The organism is Candidatus Kuenenia sp., from assembly GCF_039794105.1.
GTDB lineage: Bacteria > Planctomycetota > Brocadiia > Brocadiales > Brocadiaceae > Kuenenia.
This window is the reverse complement of sequence record NZ_JBDIWA010000005.1, coordinates 1-23,078: the sequence shown is the minus strand read 5'-3', so window position 1 is coordinate 23,078 and position 23,078 is coordinate 1. Positions and strand designations below refer to the sequence as shown.

Annotated in this window: 20 protein-coding genes and 1 pseudogene; 12 read left to right on the top strand and 9 right to left on the bottom strand. The window is 40.8% G+C overall.

The features are described from left to right. The first annotated feature begins 512 nt into the window (after window positions 1-512). From ABJL82_RS04510 to clpB, 6 genes are all read left to right on the top strand, one after another. Window positions 513-1,613 (top strand): DUF2786 domain-containing protein, encoded by a 1,101-nt coding sequence (locus tag ABJL82_RS04510; protein WP_347273532.1) that lies wholly within the window; start codon window positions 513-515, stop codon window positions 1,611-1,613. A 373-nt stretch (window positions 1,614-1,986) separates the two neighbouring features. Next, entirely contained in the window at window positions 1,987-2,961 is a 975-nt protein-coding gene (locus ABJL82_RS04505) for a hypothetical protein (RefSeq protein ID WP_347273531.1), read from the top strand. 384 nt (window positions 2,962-3,345) lie between these two features. Then, entirely contained in the window at window positions 3,346-4,950 is a 1,605-nt protein-coding gene (locus ABJL82_RS04500) for an LptF/LptG family permease (RefSeq protein ID WP_347273530.1), read from the top strand. Window positions 4,951-5,055: 105 nt separating this feature from the next. Continuing rightward, on the top strand, window positions 5,056-5,922 hold the full coding sequence (locus tag ABJL82_RS04495) for a rhomboid family intramembrane serine protease (RefSeq protein ID WP_347273529.1): 867 nt from the start codon (window positions 5,056-5,058) through the stop codon (window positions 5,920-5,922). Next, window positions 5,919-6,704 carry a 4-hydroxy-tetrahydrodipicolinate reductase gene (dapB, locus tag ABJL82_RS04490; protein WP_347273528.1) on the top strand — a complete coding sequence of 262 codons (786 nt, stop codon included), beginning with the start codon at window positions 5,919-5,921 and terminating at the stop codon, window positions 6,702-6,704. The genes ABJL82_RS04495 and dapB overlap by 4 nt, the downstream gene beginning before the upstream one ends. 280 nt (window positions 6,705-6,984) lie before the next feature. Further along, window positions 6,985-9,579, top strand: coding sequence for an ATP-dependent chaperone ClpB (clpB, locus tag ABJL82_RS04485; protein WP_347273527.1), 2,595 nt, complete (start codon window positions 6,985-6,987; stop codon window positions 9,577-9,579). Between the two features lie 201 nt (window positions 9,580-9,780). On the opposite strand, the gene ABJL82_RS04480 is transcribed toward clpB, so the two are convergent. The 9 genes and pseudogenes from ABJL82_RS04480 to ABJL82_RS04440 form a co-directional block, all read right to left on the bottom strand. Next, window positions 9,781-9,954 (bottom strand): TdeIII family type II restriction endonuclease, encoded by a 174-nt coding sequence (locus tag ABJL82_RS04480; protein WP_347273526.1) that lies wholly within the window; start codon window positions 9,952-9,954, stop codon window positions 9,781-9,783. 37 nt (window positions 9,955-9,991) lie between these two features. Next, window positions 9,992-10,906 carry a PmeII family type II restriction endonuclease gene (locus ABJL82_RS04475; protein ID WP_347273525.1) on the bottom strand — a complete coding sequence of 305 codons (915 nt, stop codon included), beginning with the start codon at window positions 10,904-10,906 and terminating at the stop codon, window positions 9,992-9,994. After that, a complete protein-coding gene (locus ABJL82_RS04470; protein WP_347273524.1) occupies window positions 10,896-11,726 on the bottom strand; it encodes a site-specific DNA-methyltransferase in 831 nt (276 codons plus the stop codon). Before ABJL82_RS04470 ends, ABJL82_RS04475 begins: the two co-directional genes overlap by 11 nt. Window positions 11,727-11,787: 61 nt before the next feature. Continuing rightward, window positions 11,788-11,997 (bottom strand): hypothetical protein, encoded by a 210-nt coding sequence (locus ABJL82_RS04465; protein WP_347273523.1) that lies wholly within the window; start codon window positions 11,995-11,997, stop codon window positions 11,788-11,790. 244 nt (window positions 11,998-12,241) lie between these two features. Next, window positions 12,242-13,502: pseudogene (locus ABJL82_RS04460) on the bottom strand (DNA methyltransferase); the annotation flags it as partial. A 102-nt stretch (window positions 13,503-13,604) separates the two neighbouring features. Then, window positions 13,605-14,336, bottom strand: coding sequence for a 1-(5-phosphoribosyl)-5-[(5-phosphoribosylamino)methylideneamino]imidazole-4-carboxamide isomerase (gene hisA, locus ABJL82_RS04455; protein WP_347273522.1), 732 nt, complete (start codon window positions 14,334-14,336; stop codon window positions 13,605-13,607). Between the two features lie 130 nt (window positions 14,337-14,466). Beyond that, window positions 14,467-15,090, bottom strand: a complete 624-nt coding sequence (gene hisH / locus ABJL82_RS04450; RefSeq protein ID WP_347273521.1) for an imidazole glycerol phosphate synthase subunit HisH — start codon at window positions 15,088-15,090, stop codon at window positions 14,467-14,469. A 10-nt stretch (window positions 15,091-15,100) separates the two neighbouring features. Next, a complete protein-coding gene (locus ABJL82_RS04445) occupies window positions 15,101-15,748 on the bottom strand; it encodes an OmpA family protein (RefSeq protein WP_347273520.1) in 648 nt (215 codons plus the stop codon). A 204-nt stretch (window positions 15,749-15,952) separates the two neighbouring features. Continuing rightward, on the bottom strand, window positions 15,953-16,510 hold the full coding sequence (locus tag ABJL82_RS04440; RefSeq protein ID WP_347273519.1) for an A24 family peptidase: 558 nt from the start codon (window positions 16,508-16,510) through the stop codon (window positions 15,953-15,955). Between the two features lie 1,086 nt (window positions 16,511-17,596). Here ABJL82_RS04440 and ABJL82_RS04435 point away from each other — a divergent pair. From ABJL82_RS04435 to ABJL82_RS04410, 6 genes are all read left to right on the top strand, one after another. Next, complete coding sequence (locus ABJL82_RS04435) at window positions 17,597-17,893, top strand: sulfatase-like hydrolase/transferase (RefSeq protein WP_347273518.1); 297 nt, start codon at window positions 17,597-17,599, stop codon at window positions 17,891-17,893. A gap of 183 nt (window positions 17,894-18,076) precedes the next feature. Further along, window positions 18,077-19,135 carry a metallophosphoesterase gene (locus ABJL82_RS04430; protein WP_347273517.1) on the top strand — a complete coding sequence of 353 codons (1,059 nt, stop codon included), beginning with the start codon at window positions 18,077-18,079 and terminating at the stop codon, window positions 19,133-19,135. A 195-nt stretch (window positions 19,136-19,330) separates the two neighbouring features. Next, window positions 19,331-19,879, top strand: coding sequence for a CPBP family intramembrane glutamic endopeptidase (locus tag ABJL82_RS04425; RefSeq protein ID WP_347273516.1), 549 nt, complete (start codon window positions 19,331-19,333; stop codon window positions 19,877-19,879). 212 nt (window positions 19,880-20,091) lie between these two features. Continuing rightward, window positions 20,092-21,255 (top strand): RCC1 repeat- and reductase domain-containing protein, encoded by a 1,164-nt coding sequence (locus ABJL82_RS04420; RefSeq protein ID WP_347273515.1) that lies wholly within the window; start codon window positions 20,092-20,094, stop codon window positions 21,253-21,255. Between the two features lie 158 nt (window positions 21,256-21,413). Then, window positions 21,414-22,337, top strand: coding sequence for a 3'(2'),5'-bisphosphate nucleotidase CysQ (locus ABJL82_RS04415; protein ID WP_347273514.1), 924 nt, complete (start codon window positions 21,414-21,416; stop codon window positions 22,335-22,337). A gap of 443 nt (window positions 22,338-22,780) precedes the next feature. Beyond that, window positions 22,781-23,078 (top strand): DUF6444 domain-containing protein (locus ABJL82_RS04410; protein WP_347273513.1); only part of this gene is annotated, 298 nt, incomplete at its 3' end.

The following is a 23,078-nucleotide window of genomic DNA, read 5'->3' as shown; positions in this document are numbered from 1 at the left end:
GGGTTCAGGTTTGTAACCTGAACCAAACGTTTTATACTTTCAATTCAGCCTTCTATTGGCAAAACAACTGGCAAATAAATTCCAAACAGTCATCATGTTGCATTAGCAACACCCAGAAACGATGAAAATGGTTTTATAGCCATATCATATTGCGGTACATGTACTTAAGCTATTTTTTGTAGTCTTATTTTCGAGTAGGGGGTGTTGTTATTTGGGCGTTGGAATTTTACCGCAGCACATGGCCCCTTTTTCTGCATAAACTCATCAGGTTGCAAACACCCGCCTGGCGTGCGACGAACCTCGTCGCACTACATGAGAGAGAGGAATTTAGTGGGCTTAGAACCCGTATCAAGTGCCATCCTCTCTGTACGGCTCATTGCTTAACCAAATGCCTACCGTGCGCGTGACGTTGTCCCGTTTCGGCAAAAATGCTTTATTTATACAAATATATCTGATAAGATTTTTTCCTCTTTTCGTACAAATTATATAATGAATAAACTTCGCAAATGAAAATGGATAAAAATAGGGAAACGATTGACAACGCTTTAAAAATGGCATGGATAATGCAGTTAAAAGAGGACTGGAAAACTGCGAATTACCATTATTTCAAGAATTCCATGCGTCCACCTCACTTTGAACTTTCGGGTGCGGACAGAATACTGGGGAATTGGAGGGGGGGGCATTGGCGGCGACTCTCTGTCAGCATTTTCCTGATCCAGTCCTATCCGTGGGAATATGTTCAGGAGGTGCTTTATCACGAAATGGCACACCAGTATGTGGAGGAAATTCTGGGGATACGGGATGATTTACCCCATGGTGAAATATTTAAGAGCATTTGCCGGGAAAACGGTATTGATTCCTCTGCCACCGGCGATATTCATACATGGATGGAAAGAAAGAAAAACAGCTTTTCGGCACAATCAGGTAACCACACCATACTTGACAAGGTACACAAGCTTTTGGCATTAGCCCAGAGCAAAAATGAGCACGAGGCGCAGTTGGCAATGGCAAAGGCACACGAACTACTGTTAAAACATAACCTGTCATTATTGGATGCGCATGCCGGGCGGCATTACGTTTACAAACAAATCGGGAATATAGGGAATAGGGACGCTATCAAATCATTAATCTGCTCCATACTCTGCAAATATTTTTTCGTAGAAGCCATCTGGAAATTCGGGTATGAACAGCATGAAAATAAAAACGGCAGGGCGCTGGAAATTTATGGTCTGCCGGAAAATGTGGAGATGGCTGAGTATGTGTATAATTACCTTCAAAACATCTCCGAATTATTGTGGATAGAGTATAAAGGACAAAAAAAAATCGACGGTAACAAACACAGGAGAACCTTCATCTACGGTCTCCTGGAAGGTTTTTACAATAAACTGGAAAACCAGGCCGTTACCAGCCATTCAAATAAACTTGTTTGGAAGGGAGATCCCAAACTTAAGGAATTTTTCTTCAGAAGAAACCCAAGGCGCTCGCGTACTTCTCACCGATATTCAACAAGCTGCCATGACGCCTATGCCTCCGGAATCAACCAGGGAAAAAATCTGGTTATTCGCAAAGGGGTCCATGGGAAAAGCAATGGAGAGATTAAGTATTTAAACTGACCCCAAATTAAAATCGGCAGTCCTCAGTCCTCAGTCCTCAGTCCTCAGTCTCCAGTCTCCAGTCTCCAGTCTCCAGTCCTCAATCTGCAATTTGCCGACTGTAGATTGCCTATTGCCGACTGCTACGGTATTATAATGGAAAATTAATTTTTATATGCTTGACAGTGAAAACATGACAGAATAGAATCCAATAAGTTGAGATTTTGCGAAATGAATCATACTTGAATTAACAGATATTTTCCCCGCAGCAACAGAAAATTTCCATTTTCAAAAGTAAAATCTTGCGTCTTTAACTATCCATTATTATTCGTGTTAATGTGGGTTTGACAGGCAAACAACGGTTACAGAATAAGAAGAATTGCTGGACAAACAGATGAACAGAACAGGCGCTCCTATCCTCAAAATTCCATTAAACCGCACTGAAGGTTTTTTGTCGGATACAATAATCTTTAGGGATGCAAAAGCCAGGACCCCTCATCCTAATCTGGAATTAAAGAAAGACAATGCGAACGGTCCCCAAATGCTGGTATGGGGAAAGTTTTTAATCAAACATGAATACCAAATTGCGAAAAAAGACGGTGAACTTTTTGTTGACGTCACAAATGATAAAAATCTCATCCACAGGAAGGGAAATATTGTTCCTGGCGCAATGACGGTCTCCAAAATAATTCTTCCCCTGGAAATCCTTTTTGCGGATATGGAGATATCTTCCGTTAACATTAAATTTACCCGTTCCGCCTTTTATGGCGCTAAAACCTGTAGTTTGTTCCTCTGGCAGTTTATTAATGATAACAACATCCAGATTGATATAAGAACGTATCAGCAGAATGAGATTATAGCAAGCGCCATTGTACTGGGAAGGCCAAAATCCCTGGATAAACACATACAACAGGTAGACGAACTCCTGGTAAATGAGTCGTGTTTTGCAAAGGTACAGGCTTATTTTAAAAGTCTTGGCATCCGGAGCGATTCTTATGTTGAAAAGGGAAAATATAAAGACTACACCTATCCATTAGCATACATTGCCTCGCTGCCTTCCGCCGAAATCGTAAACCAATTGTCAGGGCAAGGGGGTATGATTAATGTGTTGCGTATGGACTTTGGAAATTATGAGAGGATACCTATTACCGGGGATAAAGGGCCTGAGGTAAAACTCGCGAGGGCAAAGAAACGGAATTCGTTTAATAAGATTTTGACCGAGGTTGCGGAAGGGCTCGTCACCTACTATAAAGGGCTTGCAATCGTTAATCCCATTGCTAAATTTCAAAATTCTTCTGAACCGGTTATTAACAAACTCATTCACCTGCAGGAAAAAACAAGAACAATGGCTGGGCATAAAGAGGCATGAAATAAATTGCCCATTGCCGGAATTGCATCAAATCTGCAAAACATCCTCCTCCCCCTCTCTGAAAACCCTCAATTTTACCCCTTCTCCCGGATATAGTGGCAAGAGAATGTTATTATTTCTTTTCAGCAACAGCACTCCAGAAGGTTTTTCAAATAAATTTTCACGAAAAATAAAAATACACGTCAAGACATTTACCGTAATTTTATTTTCATATCGACGGAATAAACCTATACTCCTATCTTAGAGAGCAGTGGCCTTAGGTCTGACCGCAGATTAACCGGAACGATGTAGCGAAACTATAAAACAATTAAAATCGATTGAAAGCATTGAGATTGCTGATAAAATTAAAAAAACAATACATTTAGATCCGGCACAAGAATAGAAATGCAGAAAATGTTTGCTAATAATATATTACAACGCTACGTTATACGAGAATGGTTTCAAACATTCTGGCCTTCTTTTTTGTGCTTTGAAATCCTAATGTTCTTAGGGTTTGTAATTCAGATATTACACAAAGGGCTTGATATTATAGCCCTAAAAGCGCTCATCCCTCATATGTTTATCCAGGTGGCGCCTTATTCCATTCCTTCGGCATTGCTTACCGCTACAACCTTAACGTATGGAAGATTGAGCGCCGACAGAGAAATTATCGCCATACAAGCAAGCGGCGTCCATTTACGGAAGATAATTACTCCGGTTTTGGTAATAGGCATTATTTTCAGCTTTTTTACGCTGGTGCTATCGGCGGAAATTTTGCCAAGATCCCTTTACCAGATAAAATTATTACAAGAAAGGGCGATAAACAATATCCTCGCCGGCAGATTAGCAACCTTCCAAAAAAAGGTACTCATGGAGCCGTATCAAATATACATTGGAAATGTTGTAGACAATGTCAACAAAGACATCACCGTTATTCAGTATGCGGATGATTATGTTACGGATATCATCCTTGCGGAAGAAGGCAGTATCGAGGTGAATAACGAAAAACACACAATTTTCCTTACGCTACGCAAGGGGGAATTTATCAAACCAAACTACAAAAAAGCTGAAGATGTTCCGCGTTTAGGCGTGTTTGCGGAAACCACATTTGAAATTCCCATGGGAAAAGGCAAGACAGACTTTTCCACCAAGCATATGACGATATTCCAGCTCTTTAAATACAACAATGAAATTGACCGGGAACTGGCAAACAGTAAGGAAATTCCCGCCAATTTTGAAGAGGCACGGGCTGAAGCATCAAGAAAACTGGCTGAACACCAAAATCAGTTGCAGCAATTAAATAAAAAACAAAAACACCTTGAATCCGAATTAAAAAAATCAAAACAAAATCTGGAACGGCAGAAATCAAAGATTGATGGACTGGCAAACGAGAGTAAGCTGGCAAATAATTATATACTTGTCGCAACCGAAAATCTGATGCAGTTAAAAAGGGAAAATAAAGCAGGGTATTACATCGCTGATGATATCGATGTAAAATTGCTGGAAATAAAAGAAACAATAGAAAGGGAAAAACAGCGGATTAACCTTATATCACAAAGAATGATTGAAACACGTGAGATACAAAATAGTGAAACACATAACATAGCCACACTCTCAAAATCGCTTGAAGAGACAGAAAAGGACATATCTGTTTTGTTGAGAAAAATTACCAGCTTTGAAAGTGACCTGACGGTGGCGTTAAAAAAGAAATTAAGACGCAAAAACGATATTTCCATACACAAAAGAATCTCACAGGCGCTTTCCTGTTTAAGTTTTATTGTTATTGGCATTCCATTGGGCATTAAGCTACGGAGTTCTCACCTTATAATAGGGTTTGGAGTAAGTTTTATGATTATCTTGTTTATTTATTACCCCCTGATGGTAACAGGTTCAGTGCTTGCAGATGATACATTATTGCCCGTTGTGCCTGTTTTATGGGGTGCGAATGGCATACTTCTTATCGGCGGCATATGTATTTACCAAAAACTTTTTGCGTATAATAAATCTTAACAGATAGGCGTCTTTGGTATTGTCATCAATTCTTGACTTTTTTCAGGATAGGGCTTACTATAATTTAATTAACTTCGTTTAACGTTTTATGAGAGATCGGGCATAATGTATTACGGGAGAAATCCTTTCGGATTAAATATTGGCAGCAAATGGACCCGCCTGGTTATGATGCTAATCGTCGCCAATGTCGGGGTGTTCATGTTCCAATTACTATTTTCCACGATAAGCCCCCAGTTGCCCCCCCTTCCGGTTAACTCATTATCAGAGGCTCCAGCCCTGCCGTGGCATTATCCCGCTTCAGATAAATTCACAAAAATGTTCTGGCTCTATCCGCCGGATGCTATAGGGAATTTGTGGTTCTGGCAGTTTTTTTCGTATATGTTTTTGCATAGTACAACAGACCCCTGGCACTTGATCTTTAATATGCTGGTGCTCTGGATGTTTGGCAGCGAGGTTGAAAAGGTTCTTGGCCCAAAGAAATTCCTGACACTTTACTTTACCGCGGGAATCTTCGCGGGGATATGCTGTTGTATCTTTACGCCAAAAGTTCCTATCCTCGGGGCGTCCGGTGCAATTTTCGCGATAGAAGTCGCCTTCGCGATGTATTTCCCCAATAGCATGGTTATTTTTTATTTCTTTCCTATCAGGGCGAAGTATCTGGTAATGATATTTGCATCCATCACGGTATTTAATTGTATTGCGCCAAGGGGAGGCAATATTGCGCATTTTGCCCATCTGGGGGGGCTTGTGTACGGGTTTTTGTTCGTACGGTACTCAAGCCGTGCTGTTGATTATTTAAAACGATGCCAAATACGTCAACAGGAAAAAGAACTGAAAAAAGACATGGAGTTGCGTGAAAAGGTGGATGAAATCCTTGACAAGGTGAATCGTGAAGGGTTGCATAATTTAACATGGCGGGAAAGAAACATCCTCAAGACCGCCAGCAAAAAATATAAAAGGAACAAACATTGATTAAGATTGCGGTAAATGGCGCATGCGGCAGAATGGGAACAAGGATTTGTGCCCTTATCCTCGAAGATAAAGAATCTGATTTAACTGCGGCGCTGGAACACCCGGGGCATGTGTCCATTGGCAAAGACATCGGGCTGGTGGCCGGTATTGGAGAATCAGGGCTGAAAATTTCAACTGCAATGGAAAATCCCGCAGATGTGCTGATAGATTTTTCATCGCCTGAATCTGCCGTCAATATTGCGGAATGCTGCGCGAAAAAAAACGTTGCGTTTGTAACAGGCACTACCGGACTAACCCCCCTGCATCATGAAAAATTGCTGGAAATATCAAAAAAAATCCCCTGCCTGATTTCACCAAACATGAGCCTGGGGGTAAACGTAATGTTTTCTGTTGCCGCCCAAATGGCAAAAATACTGGGCAAGGATTTTGACATTGAAATTATTGAAACACACCACAGACATAAAAAAGATTCCCCTAGCGGTACAGCGCTGAGACTGGCAGAAAAAATATGCGATGCAACCGGACTGGATAAGGAAAAAAACATTATCTATGGCCGCCAGGGGATCATCGGTGAACGCCCTTCAAACCAAATAGGCATACACGCAGTCAGGAGCGGAGACGTCATTGGCGACCATACGGTAGTTTTTGGCGGGCTTGGAGAACGATTAGAGATTACCCATAAGGCACACACAAGAGATACGTTTGCGCGGGGCGCAGTTTATACGGCAAAGATTATTGCAAAAAAAAACCCCGGTATGTACACCATGTCCGACGTGTTGTAAAAGCATTGTCCACCATCCCCAACCCTTTTTGGAAGCACGAAATACGAAGTACGAAATACGAAACAAATTCTAAATTTCAATTTTCAAATGTTCAAAACCCGGTTTTTTTCATTGGGATTTTGTATTTTGGAATTTGTTTCGTATTTCGTGCTTCGTATTTCGTATTTTTTATCTCGTGCTTGTTTAATTCTGACTTGGATGGGTTAGGGTGGAAGGGTTGTACCATACGAATTCGTATTTAATAACATTCTGTAATAATTAATTTTTTGAAAGTAAGACTATGAGACTTGATAAGTTTACCATAAAAGCGCAGGAAGCCATACAGGAAGCCCAGGAATTAGCCGAATCAAAGAGGCAGCAGCAAATCCTTTCTGCGCACGTATTGGAGGTTTTATTGACGCAGGAGCAGGGCATCGTGGTTCCTCTCCTGCAAAAATTAGGCGTGGATGCAAATATTGTTCTTGATAAAACAATGGAGGCCGTTAACAAGCTTCCGCAAATAAGCGGTTCAGGAGCGCCGGGGCAGGCATACGTGAGCGCGGAACTGCGCGATATGATAAACTTCGCGTGGGAAGAAGCCGGCAAGCTGAAGGACGAGTACCTAAGCACCGAACATATGCTGCTGGCGCTGGTACGGCAAAAAAATACCTCCGCTGGCAAAATATTAAACGAGGCAGGCATTGACCGGGAAAATATTCTCAAAACTTTAAAAGAAATCCGGGGCAGCCAGAGAGTCACCGACCAGACTCCGGAGGACAAATACCGTGCCCTTGAACGATACAGCAAAGATCTGGTTGCTCTGGCACAAAGAGGAAAGCTTGACCCCGTTATTGGCCGTGATGACGAAATTCGCAGGGTAATACAGGTGTTGTCACGAAGGACAAAAAATAATCCCGTTCTCATCGGCGAGCCAGGCGTGGGAAAAACCGCCATCGTCGAAGGGCTTGCCCAGCGCATTGTAAACGGAGATATCCCCGAAAGCTTAAAAAACAAACGGGTAATGTCGCTCGATATGGGAGCGCTTATCGCCGGCGCGAAATACCGAGGAGAGTTTGAAGACCGCCTTAAAGCAGTGCTTAAAGAGATAAGCGAGAAGGAAGGGCAGATAATACTTTTTATTGATGAATTGCATACCGTGGTTGGGGCAGGAGACGCAGAAGGGGCAATGGACGCTTCCAACCTCCTCAAACCGGCATTGGCGCGCGGAGAACTGCGTTGCGTGGGTGCCACCACTCTTGATGAATACAGAAAACACATTGAAAAAGACGCCGCCCTGGAACGGCGGTTCCAGCAAGTATATGTGGGAGAACCTACCGTTGAAGACACTATTGCAATCCTGCGCGGACTAAAAGAACGATACGAAGTGCATCACGGAGTGCGCATAACAGATTCAGCTATTATTGCCGCAGCGACTCTTTCCAGCCGGTATATATCGGACAGATTTCTACCGGACAAGGCAATAGATCTTATCGATGAAGCAGCGTCAAAATTGAGGATAGAAATCGACAGCATGCCGGTTGAGCTAGATGAGATCGAGCGCAAGATCCTGCAATTGGAAATAGAAAAAGAAGCTTTAAAAAAAGAAAAAGACGAAGCTTCTAAACAACGCATGGAGAAAATTGAAAGACAATTATCCGACCTGAAAGAAGAATCCAGGGCTTTCCGGGCACACTGGGAAAACGAAAAAAAGGTTATCAGGGAAATACAGGACATTAACGCAAAGATAGACCAGGCGCGCATTGAGGAGCAAGCAGCCCAAAGGGAAGGGAATTTAGAAAAGGTTGCTGAGATACGCTATGGACGTATTATTGAATGCGAAAAAAAATTAAAGGAAAAGCACCTTGAATTGCAGGAACTGCAAAAATCCAAATCCCTCCTGAGCGAGGAGGTGGGGGAGGATGATATTGCCATGGTAGTCGCCAAATGGACTGGAATTCCCGTAACACGTATGCTGGAAAGTGAAAAGGAAAAACTATTAAAGATGGAAGAAAGGCTGAAAGAGAGGGTAGTTGGCCAGGAAGAGGCAATTTCCGCCATGTCGAACGGCATCCGGCGTGCACGCGCCGGACTTCAGGATCCGAACCGGCCTATTGGCACCTTCCTGTTTCTTGGCCCTACCGGCGTTGGGAAAACGGAGCTTTGCAAGGCGTTGGCAGCCTTTTTGTTTGATAACGAAGAGGCAATGGTTCGTATCGACATGTCTGAATTCATGGAACAACACTCAGTTGCACGGCTTATAGGCGCTCCACCGGGTTATGTGGGATACGAAGAAGGCGGAAGACTAACTGAGGCGATAAGAAGAAGACCCTATGCCGTGGTGTTATTCGATGAAATTGAAAAGGCACACCGGGATGTATTTAACGTCTTGCTTCAGGTTTTTGATGATGGACGGCTCACTGACGGACACGGCAGAACCGTTGATTTTAAGAATACCATCATTGTAATGACCTCAAACATCGCAAGCCAGTGGATACAGGATTTAACCGGCCCTGAAAATGAAGAAGCACTGAAAAGAGAGGTAAAGCAGGCGCTGAAAGAGACCTTTCGCCCTGAATTCCTAAACCGCATCGATGAAACAATAGTCTTTCACAGTCTCTCCAAAGAACGAATCAAACAGATTGCCGACATACAATTGAACGACCTTCGAAAGCGCCTCGCCAGAAACAACCTTAAACTGACCGTCACAGACCGGGTAAAAGAGACATTGATCGAAGAAGGGTATGACCCGCATTTTGGCGCACGGCCTTTAAAGCGCACCATCCAGCAGCTCATCGAAAACCCGCTTTCTATGGAAATTTTGGGGGGTAAATTCCCCGACGGCTCGGAAATCATGGTAGATATGCAGGATGGGAAGGCCGTTTTTACAAATAAATGATTTGCCTTGCTGGGAAGGTTGAACTGTGTAACTATTCAGCGTAGCTGATGGAGAATATTACCGAACATAGCCCCAAAGGGGCGAAAGCGTATAGCAGGGGGTGAAGCCCCCTGAAAATGGAGAATACCGTTATTAGCCCTGAAAGGGCGAAAGGAATTGTTTCTTGTTCCTAAACAGTAGCTTTGGAACAAGCAGATGAAATTAGTAGGAATCTAATTTATCTTTTGCAACTTGTTTGAACTTTTCCTGAAGTTTTGCTTTAAATTCTTTACCCACTTTATCAAATACGTCAAGTAATTCATGAAAAGTCTTGTTGCCTCCCAATAAGTTCCAGTATTCTTCTCCAATAAAAAAGTCGTTTGGATGGTCCATCATACCGACATTTGTAAAGAAGGTATGACATCGTTATTTCTTATAAATAATTTTTTAAGACATTGTCTATAGATATTTTTCCTTTTCCCCAACTATTTTCCCAGTCTTTTATTAAGGATAATTTTTTTTCTTCTAAAGTTTCAGAAAAATTTGTTGGTTGTAATTTCATAACTTCGTTTATCCAGTTCAAGATTTTCTTGCAATATCCTTCTTCCTTTGCTATGAAATCCCAGAACTCTTTACCAATTATTGCTGATTTAGGATAACCTATTAATGTAGATTGTATCTGTGTATTAATTTGCTCACGTTTTCCATAAGTCATTCCTAACATTGGAACCTGTTTCGATATATCCTTGATTTTTTGAATATGAGCATTTAATTGCCGTACTTGCTCAATACTCATAGTATTTGGACTACTTTTAACCTGGAAGTGGTATTCTTTTTCTTCTCGAGTTATCATAATGTCAAAACCTTCTAAATCTGATTTTTCTGCACCACTGCATAATAAAACTCCTTCTACAATAAAACCCCATGAAGTAACAATAGATCTTGTGACTTTCTGATAAAAATAAAAAGTTACAACCTCACAATGGTCATCAAATCCGAATGCTTTTATTAAGAATGGATTTATTAAAAGAGTATCCAATGTAGTTTCTTTAATTTCTCTAATACTATTTTTAACAAAATCCCTTATTAAAACTGAAATCCATGCATATCTTATATCTAACATCTTTTGGGGAAAATATTCGGTTAAAATGATTGATAATTCTTTAATTTGTTTTGGATCTAATAAATTCTTTCCGCTGACTTTTCGTAGATCATTTAGCTTTTCTATGTTTTCGAATAGATTAGATAGCTTTTCTAAATAAACAGATATGGCGGATGCAGTTTTATCTCCAATACCAGATATCTTCTTACACAAATATACGATTAAATCTTTTTCATCATAGTTCATATTGCGTATTTTTAATTCGTTCTATGGCTAATTTATAATACTCTTCTTTAATTTCAATCCCTATGTATTTCCTGTTTAGCTGGAGACAGGCAATTGCTGTAGTCCCTGAGCCGATAAATGGGTCTAAAACAACATCTCCTTCTTCTGTAAACAACTTTATAAACCAACAAGGTAATGCTACTGGGAAAGTTGCGCTGTGATTTTTATTTGAGCATTCTGTAGCCAGATGTAATACATTAGTGGGATAAACTTTGTCACGATTTAACCAATTTGAAATGTTTTTACCAAAACCACTTTTTGATCTTGACTCAAACCTCATTTTATCTCTTTCGCTCAAATTTTTTAGCCTTTCTTCTACCCAATCACCAATAGGTATCATTACTGATTCTTGAAACATTTTAAATTTTTTTTGCTTCGTAAAGTGAAGACAGCGCTCCCAAGCATCTCTAAATCTATTTGGCCATTTTCCAGGATAACAATTTTTTTTATGCCAAATGTATTCTTCCACCCAGAGCCAACCTTGTTTTTTCATTTCTAAGATTAATTCTAATACATAGGTATGTCTTTCACCGTTTTCAGCTTTTTCTTTAATATTTAAGATAAATGAACCGTTATCATTTAGTATTCTTTTCAATTCATCTGTTATAGGCATAAACCACTCAACATATTTTTCTGCTGGAATAGTATTGTAAATAATCTTCCTTTTATCTGCATAAGGAGGAGAAGTAACTATCAGATCAACACTGTTAGAGGGTATTTGCAGCAATTTCTCTCTTATATCACCATATATTATCTTATTAATGAAATCATTTATTCCCATATAACATCGAGCCATATAGTTTTATTTTATAATAATTTTTATTATACTATTGATCTTCTATCTAGTCCTCTACATCTAAAACTTCTTCCGCCTCATTATATATCATTTCAATATCTTCAATTATAAATTTCTTTTTTAACCGATCTTTAATGTTAGAACGATCAGGGCAATCTCCAAGATAAAATTCTGAAAGCCTTTTCGCTTGTTCTTCATTTTCTGCTTTTATAGAAACCAAATATGTTCTTGTTAAAGCTACTTTATATGTTTTCATTGAAAAGTTTCCTACCCGTGTTTCTTTTCTTAATTCTTTAAAGAGAGTCAAGGTTGCGAGTTGAACAGAAATGAAGTCCAACGTAAAAAGTTCGTCGTTTAAAATCTATTGACCATTTTTTGTAATTTGGATATGTAGGAACATTTCCTATTCACAATTTACCAGCTCATAATCCATGCTTCCCAAGCCTATTTTCCGGGCATAGGACATCTGTACGGTGTAATCTATTTTTGGCCAGGATTCTTTGCTCATGGTAATCAATCAGCCCTACATAAGGAGGTGAAGAAAAGATACCTTTGATTTTTTGCTTCCTGGCTAATTCTGCAAAAGCAGTATTTTTCTTTTGTAACTCTTCAATTATGTTTATAGTCTTGCTATCTCCGGTCAGGCAAACCTGGAAAGTTTGTGTTCTTAATTTGTCAAACTGTGCAATGCGTTTAACAGTATCCTTAGTATATGTTTCCCACCATTTTAAGATGGAGAAAAGTGGTTTACATATTTTGCCGTGTTTCGCACAATAATAAGTAGCTGTCACTGGTTCGACAAGAGTCGCAAGGTCCGCATGGGTAGTTGCTCTGCAACTTCGAATTGTCCGGCTTAGAATTACACTGATAATTTTTTTGGTGTCAATGTTTTTGATTTTCTTAATTTCATTGAATACGAATTCAATTTCTTCCCGGATATGTTGAGAATACCATTTGCCAAGAAACGTGTCGGATTTTTCCTGGCGGAGTTTCAGCTCGTATTGTTTAAGAAGTTTATTGTAAACAGGCAAAAACTCTTTTTCTTTTTCTGCTCCATATTGTGCTTCGTCAATCTCGCCTTGTCGTAAACGGTATTTATATTCAGGAATAGGGAAATATTTGTTGTTGAATTCGTAAAGTGCTTGTAACAGTTTTTCTTCAAACTCCAAAGTCTGTGAATTGAAAAGGAATTCTTTTAATGCTTTTGTGATGCGGTTAATTTCTGTTTGGACATTAATCAAGTTGTATTTGGTTACTTTACAATTTGCAATAAGAGCATTGAATGCTGAAAACATCAATACCGATTGCATGCATTCCAAGTTCGCAACATTGAACCATTGTCGTGCCGCTACCGGAAAAAGGGTCCAGAATAATATCACCTTTTTTAAAATATATCTCTGTTTTGAAATTGTCGGTGTGGTCGTCAAGAAAATACTCTACAAGTTGAGGAATGAATTTGCCCTTGTAAGGATGAAGCCGGTGAACATGTTTGGTTGTTTCTGCCTCTTTGTATTGGTCAAATGATAAAGCCCAATTTAAGTCGTCACCTAGCCGGTCTTTCCAGGAAATTTCTCGTTTGCCATTGAAATATTTGTAGTAATTTATTAAGTCCTGTCTGGAAACCTGTACCGTTCCATTGTCTCCAATCTTTTTAATCCTTCCGTATTGTATTAAGTAAGAAATATTTGAAGTCGTTACATTTTTTTTCAGGTAGTTTGTCGCCCATTCACTGGCTTCTTTAATTGTCAAAAGGTCTTGCATTTTTGTTTTATATTATTTTAGCAAACTGTTTGCGGTATTTACCGAACTGTTGGGTTTCGTGCCTCAACCGGCTTGCAGGATGAATCGAAGTTCAGTGGCGTATTATTTCTTCAGGCAAATCGAATCGCACAATTGCTTCGCCTCTGAGAATTTGATGTGTCCCGTGTAGAGCGCCTTTCCCACTATCATACCTTCTATTGGCAATTGACAGAGGTTTTCAATATCTTTGAGCGAGGATATTCCCCCGGAAGCAATTACCGGGGTTTTTATAGATGATAAAAGTTCCTTCAGGCTTTCAATGTTTGGTCCCTGAAGCATCCCGTCCCTTGAAATATCAGTATAAATAATAGCGCACGGTGAATACTTTTCCACCGCTATCGCGAAATCTATGGCAGTTTTTTCACTGAGAGACGTCCATCCCTGCACGGCAACTTTGCCGTTTTTCGCGTCAATGCCAACAGCGACACGCCCGGGAAACAGGGAACAAAGCTCTTCAACCCATGATGGGGAATCGATGGCCTTTGTTCCTATTATTACCCTTTCCGCACCGAGGCCAAGCACAGATTTTACTGATTCGGTGGTCCTTAAACCACCGCCGAATTCGATGGGAATGTTTATGTTATTGACAATTTGTTCTACAATGGAAAGATTTTTCGGAAGCCCATCAAATGCCCCGTCAAGGTCAACCACATGCAGATACTGTGCCCCCTGATCTTCCCACGATTTCGCCATATCGACAGGGTCATCGGAAAAGACGGTTTCTTCGTCTTTTTTCCCCTGGGTTAATCGCACACATTTCCCGCCTTTTAAATCGATTGCCGGAAAAATAATCATAGGATAAGGTAAGATGTTTAAAGGTTAAAAAAACTCAAACAAACACGTACAGGCCAGGTAGGGGCGAAGCATTTGCCAGTTTGGGTATGAACGCAGTTATAACAATTTATGGCAAATGATTCGCCCTACACTATAAATTCCCAAAATTTTCAAGTATGGCAAGTCCGTATTTTTGACTCTTTTCAGGATGAAATTGGGAGGCAAAAATGTTTTTGTGCCATATCATTGAAGTAAATCGCATACCGTAATCCGTTTCCGTGGCAACAACATTTTTATCTTCCGGGCATACATAGTACGAGTGCACAAAATACATGTACGAGTTACAAGGAACGTTTTTCAGGAGGGGATTATCCTGCCTGACAATATCAATCTGATTCCAGCCCATGTGGGGAATCTTTAATTTTTCATTCGTTTGTCTGCCGGAAAAATCAAATCGAATCACCTTGCCTGGGATGATATCCAGCCCCATGTACTCTCCATCTTCATAACTTCGTGAAAACAACAACTGAAGTCCGAGACATATGCCTAGAAAGGGTTTCCCTCGCCGGACAAATTCAATGATGGGTTCTATTAACCCCCGCTGCTGTAATCCGATTATGGCGTCCTTGAAGGCACCTACCCCCGGCAGCACTAGCTTGTCAGTATGTTTGATATCGTTTGGATTGCCGCTTACCTTGACATCAAAACCAAACCGTTCGAACCCTTTCTCTACGCTGCGAAGGTTCCCCATTCCATAATCGACAACGGTAATCATGCAGTGCGTTTCAGCCACCCCCGCTAATAATAACAAACTCTACGCGGCGGTTTTGCGCCTTGCCTGCCTTTGTTTTATTGTCCGCAATGGGCTGAAATTGTCCAAACCCGGCAATATATACCCTTGTAGGTGAGATGCCGCATTCATCTACCAAATAATGCAAAACAGAGTTTGCCCTTGCGGTTGACAGTTCCCAGTTCGAAGAGTATTTATCTTTTTGTTTTTGAATAGGGTCACTATCCGTATGTCCTTCTATTCTTACCATTTCATTTGCAATATCGGTTTTCAATATTCCGGCTATTTTTTTCAAAGTCGCCTTTGACTGTTCACGTAATTTCGTTTGTCCCGGGTCAAAGAGTATTGCGCCTGGCAATACAATAGAAACAGAGCCGTCCTTTATTTTTGTGATTGCCCCTGTGCCTGCCAGCTTTGACTCAAGATCACTTCTCGAATTTTCAAGCCTGTTTAGTTCGCTTTCATACCTGCTTGCCATCACCGAAAGGTTAGAGTTTTCCTGCTGCAGACTAGCAAGGCTCTGGCTCAACTGCTGATTTTCAACCCGTAATTGCTTAAGTTCGCCACACCCTGTTCCCGCCGCAAACATTCCGAACATTCCCAAAAGACAAATACCCCGCATTAATCCAACCTTTTTTACCATCTTCTTTCTCTCCTTTCACGAGCAATGCCGTTAGAAATTAAGGGATACAGAAAACCGCAAAGCAGTTTCTCATTATAAAAATACATTCTTTTTGGTAACACTTTAGTTTTTTGAAAATTCCAATAATATAGTGATGTTTGCCCCTACTTTTCAAAAATCAGATTTGTTTGACTATAGGTGCTTGACAGGATAAATACCGCTTTTTTAAGCGGGAAAACCATTAAAAAGAACGCGGAATACCAATATATATAAATTGATTTGCCCTATAAAATAATCCTGAAAGCAGATGCATACCAAAGCAGCCAGCGATAAAAACGGCCCGTAAGGGATCAAGTGGCTTTTTTTAAATACAAATACGGGGATTGCCATCAGGAGCCCGAAAAACGGCGCAACAAAAAATACCGCCACCGCCAGCTTCCAGCCTGCAACAGCGCCAATCATGCCCATAAGTTTTACATCACCAAAACCCATAGCATCTTTTTTAAAAAGAAATTTTCCCATCACACCACATAGGAAAATGAGTCCGCCTCCGGTAAAAATGCCGATGAGCGAGGCAATAAACGAGTCTAGCCGGTGTATGTCAATTAAGGTAAATCTTCTCAATGTATTGTGTGCGTGGTGCAGGTCGGGACAAACAATACTTAAAACAGCAAAGACCGGAATACCAATGAAGGTGATTTCGTTGGGAATTATGCGTAGTTCAAGATCAACAAAGGCCGATATTATCAGCGCACAACAAAGAGCCAGATATACAAAAAACACACAGAAAGATTCACTTCGGCATACAATAAAAATATAATACAGTTGTAAAAAAGCACAACCTGTCAGCAATTCTACGAGCGGATAGCGTATTGATAACCTGTTTTTGCACGCCCGGCAACACCCCAACAGAAGCAGGTAACTAATAACAGGAATATTATCAAACCAATTGATTGATGCCTTGCAGTGCGGGCAAAATGAGCGGGGATATATCAAGGATTTATTCTTCGGGATTCGATAGATACAGACATTTAGAAAGCTCCCTACCACTAATCCCGCAACAAAAAATACAAGGTAGAACCACGGATGAGAAACATCCAGTACATTTTTCTGGATAGCAATACTTCCTTTTTATTAAACGGTAACTCTTCAAAATACGTAAAGAAAATGTTCACAACTGTATATCATAACATGTTGGTGAATGCAAGTTAAAAGCATTCTACGCCACGGCAACGCCAAGGTCATGATAAACGAATATAAATTAGGTTGGATTTTAAAAGACAACCTAAACGTAAAATGTAGAGACGCATTGCATGCGTCTCTTTTTTGGGTCAACATTCTCTTTACGCGCAGCAGTTTCCAGGCGCATGCAATGCGTCTCTACAAAAATATTGAAATTTCTATACGTTTGAATCAGTCACTCCCGTATGCTCGTATGCTTGTAAAAATTACCAATATCCAATGTAAATATTACAAGGTTTTGTATCCATAAACCTATTCTGCGATGTATGAGTAAAAGGTTTTTAAAGTTGTAACAACACGTCATTAAACACATAAAGTATATCTTCATCCTGTCTTTCCGGAAGCACATGGCATTCCCATTGCTATCTATTTGTAACGCCTACGCAGGTGCGTATTGCAAGATGCACCCTGGTTACTACCGCTAAATTTCTAAAATCAGGTTTGTTGTAACAATTTAGTTTTTTGAAAAAGTAGGGGCGAAACATTTGCCCGTTTGGGTATGAATGCATTTATGACAATTTATAGCAAATGCTTCGCCCCTACATTGTTTTTTATCTGTGCTGGCCTGCGAAATCTGCGAATAAAAAGGATTTTCATGTGACTGCTTCTGTATAATATTTTATATTTTTGGCAATAATCGTCATCCTGTTTCCGGAAGAGTCGATCATCAAAACCCCCTTTCTTAAAGACATGAACTATGCCAGGATGGATCTTGAAAATGATATAACGCTTATCAAAAACCGTTACATCAACTCTTGCCATCATCTTGATTCACAACTCGGCAGGATAATACACTATTTGGAATCAAATCAACTGCTTGAAAAAACCATTGTTATCATTACGGGCGACCATGGTGAGGAATTTATGGAAAAAGGACATTGGGGACACAACTCCGCATATACGGAAGAACAGATCAGGAAATAGCAGACAAAAAAAGATTCTTTGCGTCATCTCAAAACGATCTTGCTCTTTTGATGACAGAAATCAATAAATTCAATCAATAAATTAGGCCTCCGGCGACTTTTCCATGTAGAGCGAAGTGCCATTTCACTCGTAACGAAGCAATCGCTTCGTCCTACAACATTGAAATTCCTAAACGTTAAATTAATGAGAATACCTACGATCTTTCCAAAGTGGTTCTCTCCATGGGTAAGTATTTTATTCATTTTTCTCATGCTATTATTTCTTGGTTTTGAAGTATACGCCATGCTCTGGTATCACTTTAAAGGACACGAGGAGCTGCTTCCGCTATCCGGAAATTTTTTGCACGTCAGAGAAGAATTGACAAGGGAAAAACCGAAAGAAGAATTCCGGTTTGCCGTTATTGGCGATACTAAAAGTGCTGGCACCTTTGAGAAGATTGCCAGGGAACTACGCGAAGAACCCTTATCGTTTGTTGTCTTTCTCGGAGATTTTGTGCGTAGGGGCACAGAAGGAGAGCATCGTTATTTCAAGGCGGAGTTTGCCACCGAATTTGCATTTCCCTTTCCATCATTTTTCCTTATGGGAAATCACGACGTTGATGTGAATACCTTCCCAATATCGAGGTTTGAGGAGGTCTATGGGCCTAGTATTTTCTCCTTTGAATATCAGGGAAGCCTCTTTATCTTCCTCCGTATTCTGGACAAACCCTATTCCACGAAAGAGAGTTTGCAGTTCCTGGAAAAATTCATTTCAGAAGACGCTTCATCACGATACCGGAAGATATTTGTGTTTTCACATATCCCGCCTCCGGTATCTTCTCAAATCGACGCCAGAGAATTTGAAGGTGCAGAGGAGTTCATCTCATTGGTGAAAAGGGTGCAGGCAGATTATGTAATAACAGGTGATTATCATGGGTATGCAAGGATAAAGAAAGGACATACCGTGTATCTGGTTACCGGAGGCGGTGGCGCACACCTCAAAAAGAGTAAATATGGCTGTTTTCACCACGCAATGGTTATAAATGTGTCAAGGGAAAAGGTTTCTGAAAATATACTCTTTGTCAACAGAAACGAGGACATGGAAGACAGGGTCGAACGATTTGTCCTGGCTGATATGTATCCATGGATGAAAGAACATTTTCTCATACTATCTTTTCTTAATATAATACTTTTCGCCCGCGTTATCTGGTTAGGTATAGGGGTCGTCTCCCGACTATTGACGGTGTTTGCACGCAATGCATAGTCAAATGAATCTATTTTTAGAAAAACATCACAGGCAAGAAATGTTGTATCTGACAGTAAATTATGGTGGAATGACATTAACAGAAACAGGGCAAAGGTAGTGTAGGGGCGAAGCATTTGCTGTAAATTGTCATAAATGCATTCATACCCAAATGGGCAAATGCTTCGCCCCTGCTTTTGCACGAGTGATTATGAAATGAAAAGATCAAAATTATTATTATTTATTTTTATTACAGAGGGTTTTGCATTACTGTTGGCGCTGATTCTTGCAAAATATCTAAGAATTCAATTGTTGCCTCTGACTGAAAATATTTTACGTGATGCTCTCATTGGCACTATTGGGGCTGCTATTCCTTTCTCTCTGTTTGTGCTTCTTATTTCGGAAAAATCGGGGAAGAGTCCTTTTGTAAATTCACTGAGGCAAACGATACTGCATCACCTAAAACCCCTGTTTTCTCATTTAACGATCCCTGATATGTGTATAATTTCTCTTTTAGCAGGATTTTCCGAAGAATTGCTGTTTCGTGGAGTACTGCAAAATAAGCTTGGCATTTTTGCAGCAAGCGTGATTTTTGGGCTGCTCCACTTTATCTCACCGGCATATTTTGTTATTGCATTTTTAATGAGTATATATATCGGATTTTTATGTTACTATTTACAAAGTCTGCTTATCCCCATACAAATACACTTAGTTTACGATTTGTGCGCATTGATCTATCTGAAACATTTTGGGAGGATTAAATAAAGGTAACACTTTAGTTTTTTGAAAAATTCCAACAATGTAGTGCGACGAGGTTCGTCGCACTACAAATCCTATCCCTATCGGCAGATTTTTTTCAAAAAACTAAAGTGTTATGAAAATTGAGACACATATTTTCGATCAACAAGGGTGGCACGGACAAACAGAGTTTGTCCGTGCCACCCTTGCAATGAATTTTATTTAAAAGGAATACGATTATGAGAAACATTTTTTCCCATTTTATCTTCTCCGTATGTAAACTGTTTTTGTGCCTGGTTGTTGTGTTTCTCGTTTCAACACTTGCGGTCAAAACTTCCTTTGCTGTTCAGGTTGCGCCCAAAATAGCGGCTGGCGCATTTCATACCCTTGCGCTAAAACCAGACGGCTCTGTCTGGTCATGGGGAAAAAATGAATACGGCCAACTTGGTGACGGCGCCATCAAAAACAAACATTCCCCTGTGCAGGTAAAACACCTTAGCAGTATTATTGCAATCGATGGAGGAGCGTGGCACAGCCTTGCTTTAAAATCCGATGGAACAGTGTGGGCATGGGGAGGAAATTGGGCGGGCCAATTAGGAGACGGTTCCTATAAAAGCAACAATATTCCTGTTAAAACAAAAGAATTAAGCGGCATTATCGCCATTTCCTGCGGGGGACAACACAATCTGGCGCTAAAATCCGATGGAACGGTGTGGACATGGGGCATTAATGATAAGGGACAGCTCGGCATTGGCGATACTAAAAACCAGCAGATTCCCATCCGGATACCGGGACTAAACAATATTGTTGCTATTAGCGCAGGGGGGTATCACAGCCTTGCCATTAAATCTGACGGGTCACTGTGGGCATGGGGCTCAAACAACATGGAACAATTGGGTGATGGAAGCGATACCAACAGGTACAGCCCTGTCCAGGTAAGCAATCTTCGCGGCATCATTGCAGTGAAGGGTGGAGGCGATTTCAGCCTTGCATTGAAAGCCGATGGCACAATCCGGGCATGGGGTTCAAACGGCTTGAGTCAATTGGGCGATGGAACAACTACAAACAGAAACACACCTGTTAAACTATCTGAAGTACGGGATATCATTGAAATAGCTGCTAAAGGGAATCACAGCCTTGCACTTACCATTGAAGGCAAGGTTTGGGAATTTGGCACCCTCGGAGTGACCCTTACTGCAAAAGAAGTTACATTGCCTGCCTATCGCCCTGTTTTGGTAAACGAGATAACTGGTGTTGTTGCAATAGCATGCGGAGAATACCACAATGTTGTGCTTAAAAACGATGGCAGTTTATGGGGGTGGGGCAGAAATGATTTCGGTCAATTGGGCGATGGCACTGTCGGCAGCAAAACAAAACCCGTTTTGATATGTAAATGGTATTGAAGAAACATCCTATTGGCAATCTGCAATCTGCAATCTACAGTCGGCAAATTGCAGATTGAGGATTGTGGACTGTGCGAAGCCATGAATGGCCGGCTATTGGGAACATATGTCGTTATATATAATTTACAACTTACAAATCTTACTTTTCATAAAAGACTATGAACACTATAAAATACTCCCAACATCTTTTCACCGCTCTTTCCGCCGCCGGTAAAGCGGGCAGCGCAATCTTAGAAGTGTACAATACCGATTTTGCAGTTGAACACAAAGACGATACATCTCCTTTGACGCTGGCAGACAAGCATTCGCACGAAATTATTACAAAAGAGTTGAAAACCCTGACTACCGGCAATAATTCCGGCAATGCCAATGCCGTCGCCTCACTGCCTGTATTAAGTGAGGAAGGGAAGGAGATACCCTATAGCGAGAGGAGATCATGGGGATCTTTTTGGTTGGTTGATCCGCTTGACGGTACCAAGGAGTTTATCAAGAGAAACGGCGAATTTACCGTAAATATCGCTCTTATCCATAAAAACAGGCCTGTTTTAGGTTGTATCTATGTACCGGTCACGGATGTTCTTTATTTTGCATGCGAAGGACTAGGGGCATATAGGCGGGAAAACTATCAAGGCATAGCAAATGTTTTATCATTAAAAGAACTTGTTGATAGTTCGGAAAGATTGCCATCACGCCATACTCATAAAAAGAATATCGAAAACAATCGTTCCCCGGACGAAGACGGAGTTCATCTGACGGTTATCGGGAGCCGGTCACATCCTTCGGAGCAATTTTCAAAATTTGTGGAAAGTTTGCATGGTGAAGGGCGGAAAATTGAAATCATCTCCGCCGGGAGTTCTCTGAAATTCTGCCTTTTGGCTGAAGGCAAGGCGGATATTTACCCAAGGTTTGGCCCAACAATGGAATGGGATACGGCGGCAGGACAAGCAATTGTAGAGCAGAGCAATGGGAAAATAATGGATGCAGAAACCAATATGTCTTTGAAATATAATAAGGAAAATCTGGTCAACCCGTTTTTTATAGGCATGGGAGAAAATAGGGAACTTCTCAATAAGTTGAGGTAAACAATCTACAATCTACAATCTACAGTCGGCAGTCGGCAGTCGGCAAATTACAGATTACAGATTACAGATTGTGGATTGTAGGCTGTGGACTGTGGACTGTGGACTGTTCCCAAGCTCCGGCTTCGCATGGAAAAAGTAATGAAACCATGTCCGCTTTCAGACTTTTTCTCGTTTTGTATCTATTCAGCGAAAATAATTTAGAATTTACTTGACAGATAATATGAGAAAAGCAGGCAGCAAGTATGGTTAGCGACATATAGGGTTGCAGATGCGGTCACCGCAGTGTCCATAGGAAGTCTTTTGCAAAGAGAGGCGTGAGGTCTGTTCAGTAATAGAATTTCGAGCCTTTGTGGTGTGTTATAGAGCGAAAGAAAAGGGTGAAAAAACCTGAGGTATAATAGATGCAGTAGATAATTTCAGGCTAATTATACAGGTATCATCCATTGACTATAGAGAATATAGACGTAGACGCAACACTCCGGAAAGTAGAGAAGCTACTTTCTGAAGAGAAAGGGCTGTCACCGGCGGTGAGGTCAATGATAGAGTTGTTGGTATTGTTGATAACACTGCTGGCAAGACGTCTGAACCGGAACAGCCGCAACAGCAGCAAGCCGCCCTCAAGAGATCCGAATCGCAAGAGAGAAAGCAAGGCGAAGGGTGAAAGGAAGGCAGGCGGGCAAAAAGGCCGTGATGGAGTAACGCTCAAAAAGGTAGACAATCCTGATGAGGTGGAAGTAATAA

Excerpts from the sequence above, each read along its gene's own strand:
- ABJL82_RS04510 (WP_347273532.1), top strand. The coding sequence starts at position 513 with ATGGATAAAAATAGGGAAACGATTGACAACGCTTTAAAAATGGCATGG.
- ABJL82_RS04505 (WP_347273531.1), top strand. The coding sequence starts at position 1,987 with ATGAACAGAACAGGCGCTCCTATCCTCAAAATTCCATTAAACCGCACT.
- ABJL82_RS04500 (WP_347273530.1), top strand. The coding sequence starts at position 3,346 with ATGCAGAAAATGTTTGCTAATAATATATTACAACGCTACGTTATACGA.
- ABJL82_RS04495 (WP_347273529.1), top strand. The coding sequence starts at position 5,056 with ATGTATTACGGGAGAAATCCTTTCGGATTAAATATTGGCAGCAAATGG.
- clpB (WP_347273527.1), top strand. The coding sequence starts at position 6,985 with ATGAGACTTGATAAGTTTACCATAAAAGCGCAGGAAGCCATACAGGAA.
- ABJL82_RS04480 (WP_347273526.1), bottom strand. The coding sequence starts at position 9,954 with ATGATGGACCATCCAAACGACTTTTTTATTGGAGAAGAATACTGGAAC.
- ABJL82_RS04475 (WP_347273525.1), bottom strand. The coding sequence starts at position 10,906 with ATGAACTATGATGAAAAAGATTTAATCGTATATTTGTGTAAGAAGATA.
- ABJL82_RS04470 (WP_347273524.1), bottom strand. The coding sequence starts at position 11,726 with ATGGGAATAAATGATTTCATTAATAAGATAATATATGGTGATATAAGA.
- ABJL82_RS04465 (WP_347273523.1), bottom strand. The coding sequence starts at position 11,997 with ATGAAAACATATAAAGTAGCTTTAACAAGAACATATTTGGTTTCTATA.
- hisA (WP_347273522.1), bottom strand. The coding sequence starts at position 14,336 with ATGATTATTTTTCCGGCAATCGATTTAAAAGGCGGGAAATGTGTGCGA.
- hisH (WP_347273521.1), bottom strand. The coding sequence starts at position 15,090 with ATGATTACCGTTGTCGATTATGGAATGGGGAACCTTCGCAGCGTAGAG.
- ABJL82_RS04445 (WP_347273520.1), bottom strand. The coding sequence starts at position 15,748 with ATGGTAAAAAAGGTTGGATTAATGCGGGGTATTTGTCTTTTGGGAATG.
- ABJL82_RS04430 (WP_347273517.1), top strand. The coding sequence starts at position 18,077 with ATGAGAATACCTACGATCTTTCCAAAGTGGTTCTCTCCATGGGTAAGT.
- ABJL82_RS04425 (WP_347273516.1), top strand. The coding sequence starts at position 19,331 with ATGAAAAGATCAAAATTATTATTATTTATTTTTATTACAGAGGGTTTT.
- ABJL82_RS04420 (WP_347273515.1), top strand. The coding sequence starts at position 20,092 with ATGAGAAACATTTTTTCCCATTTTATCTTCTCCGTATGTAAACTGTTT.
- ABJL82_RS04415 (WP_347273514.1), top strand. The coding sequence starts at position 21,414 with ATGAACACTATAAAATACTCCCAACATCTTTTCACCGCTCTTTCCGCC.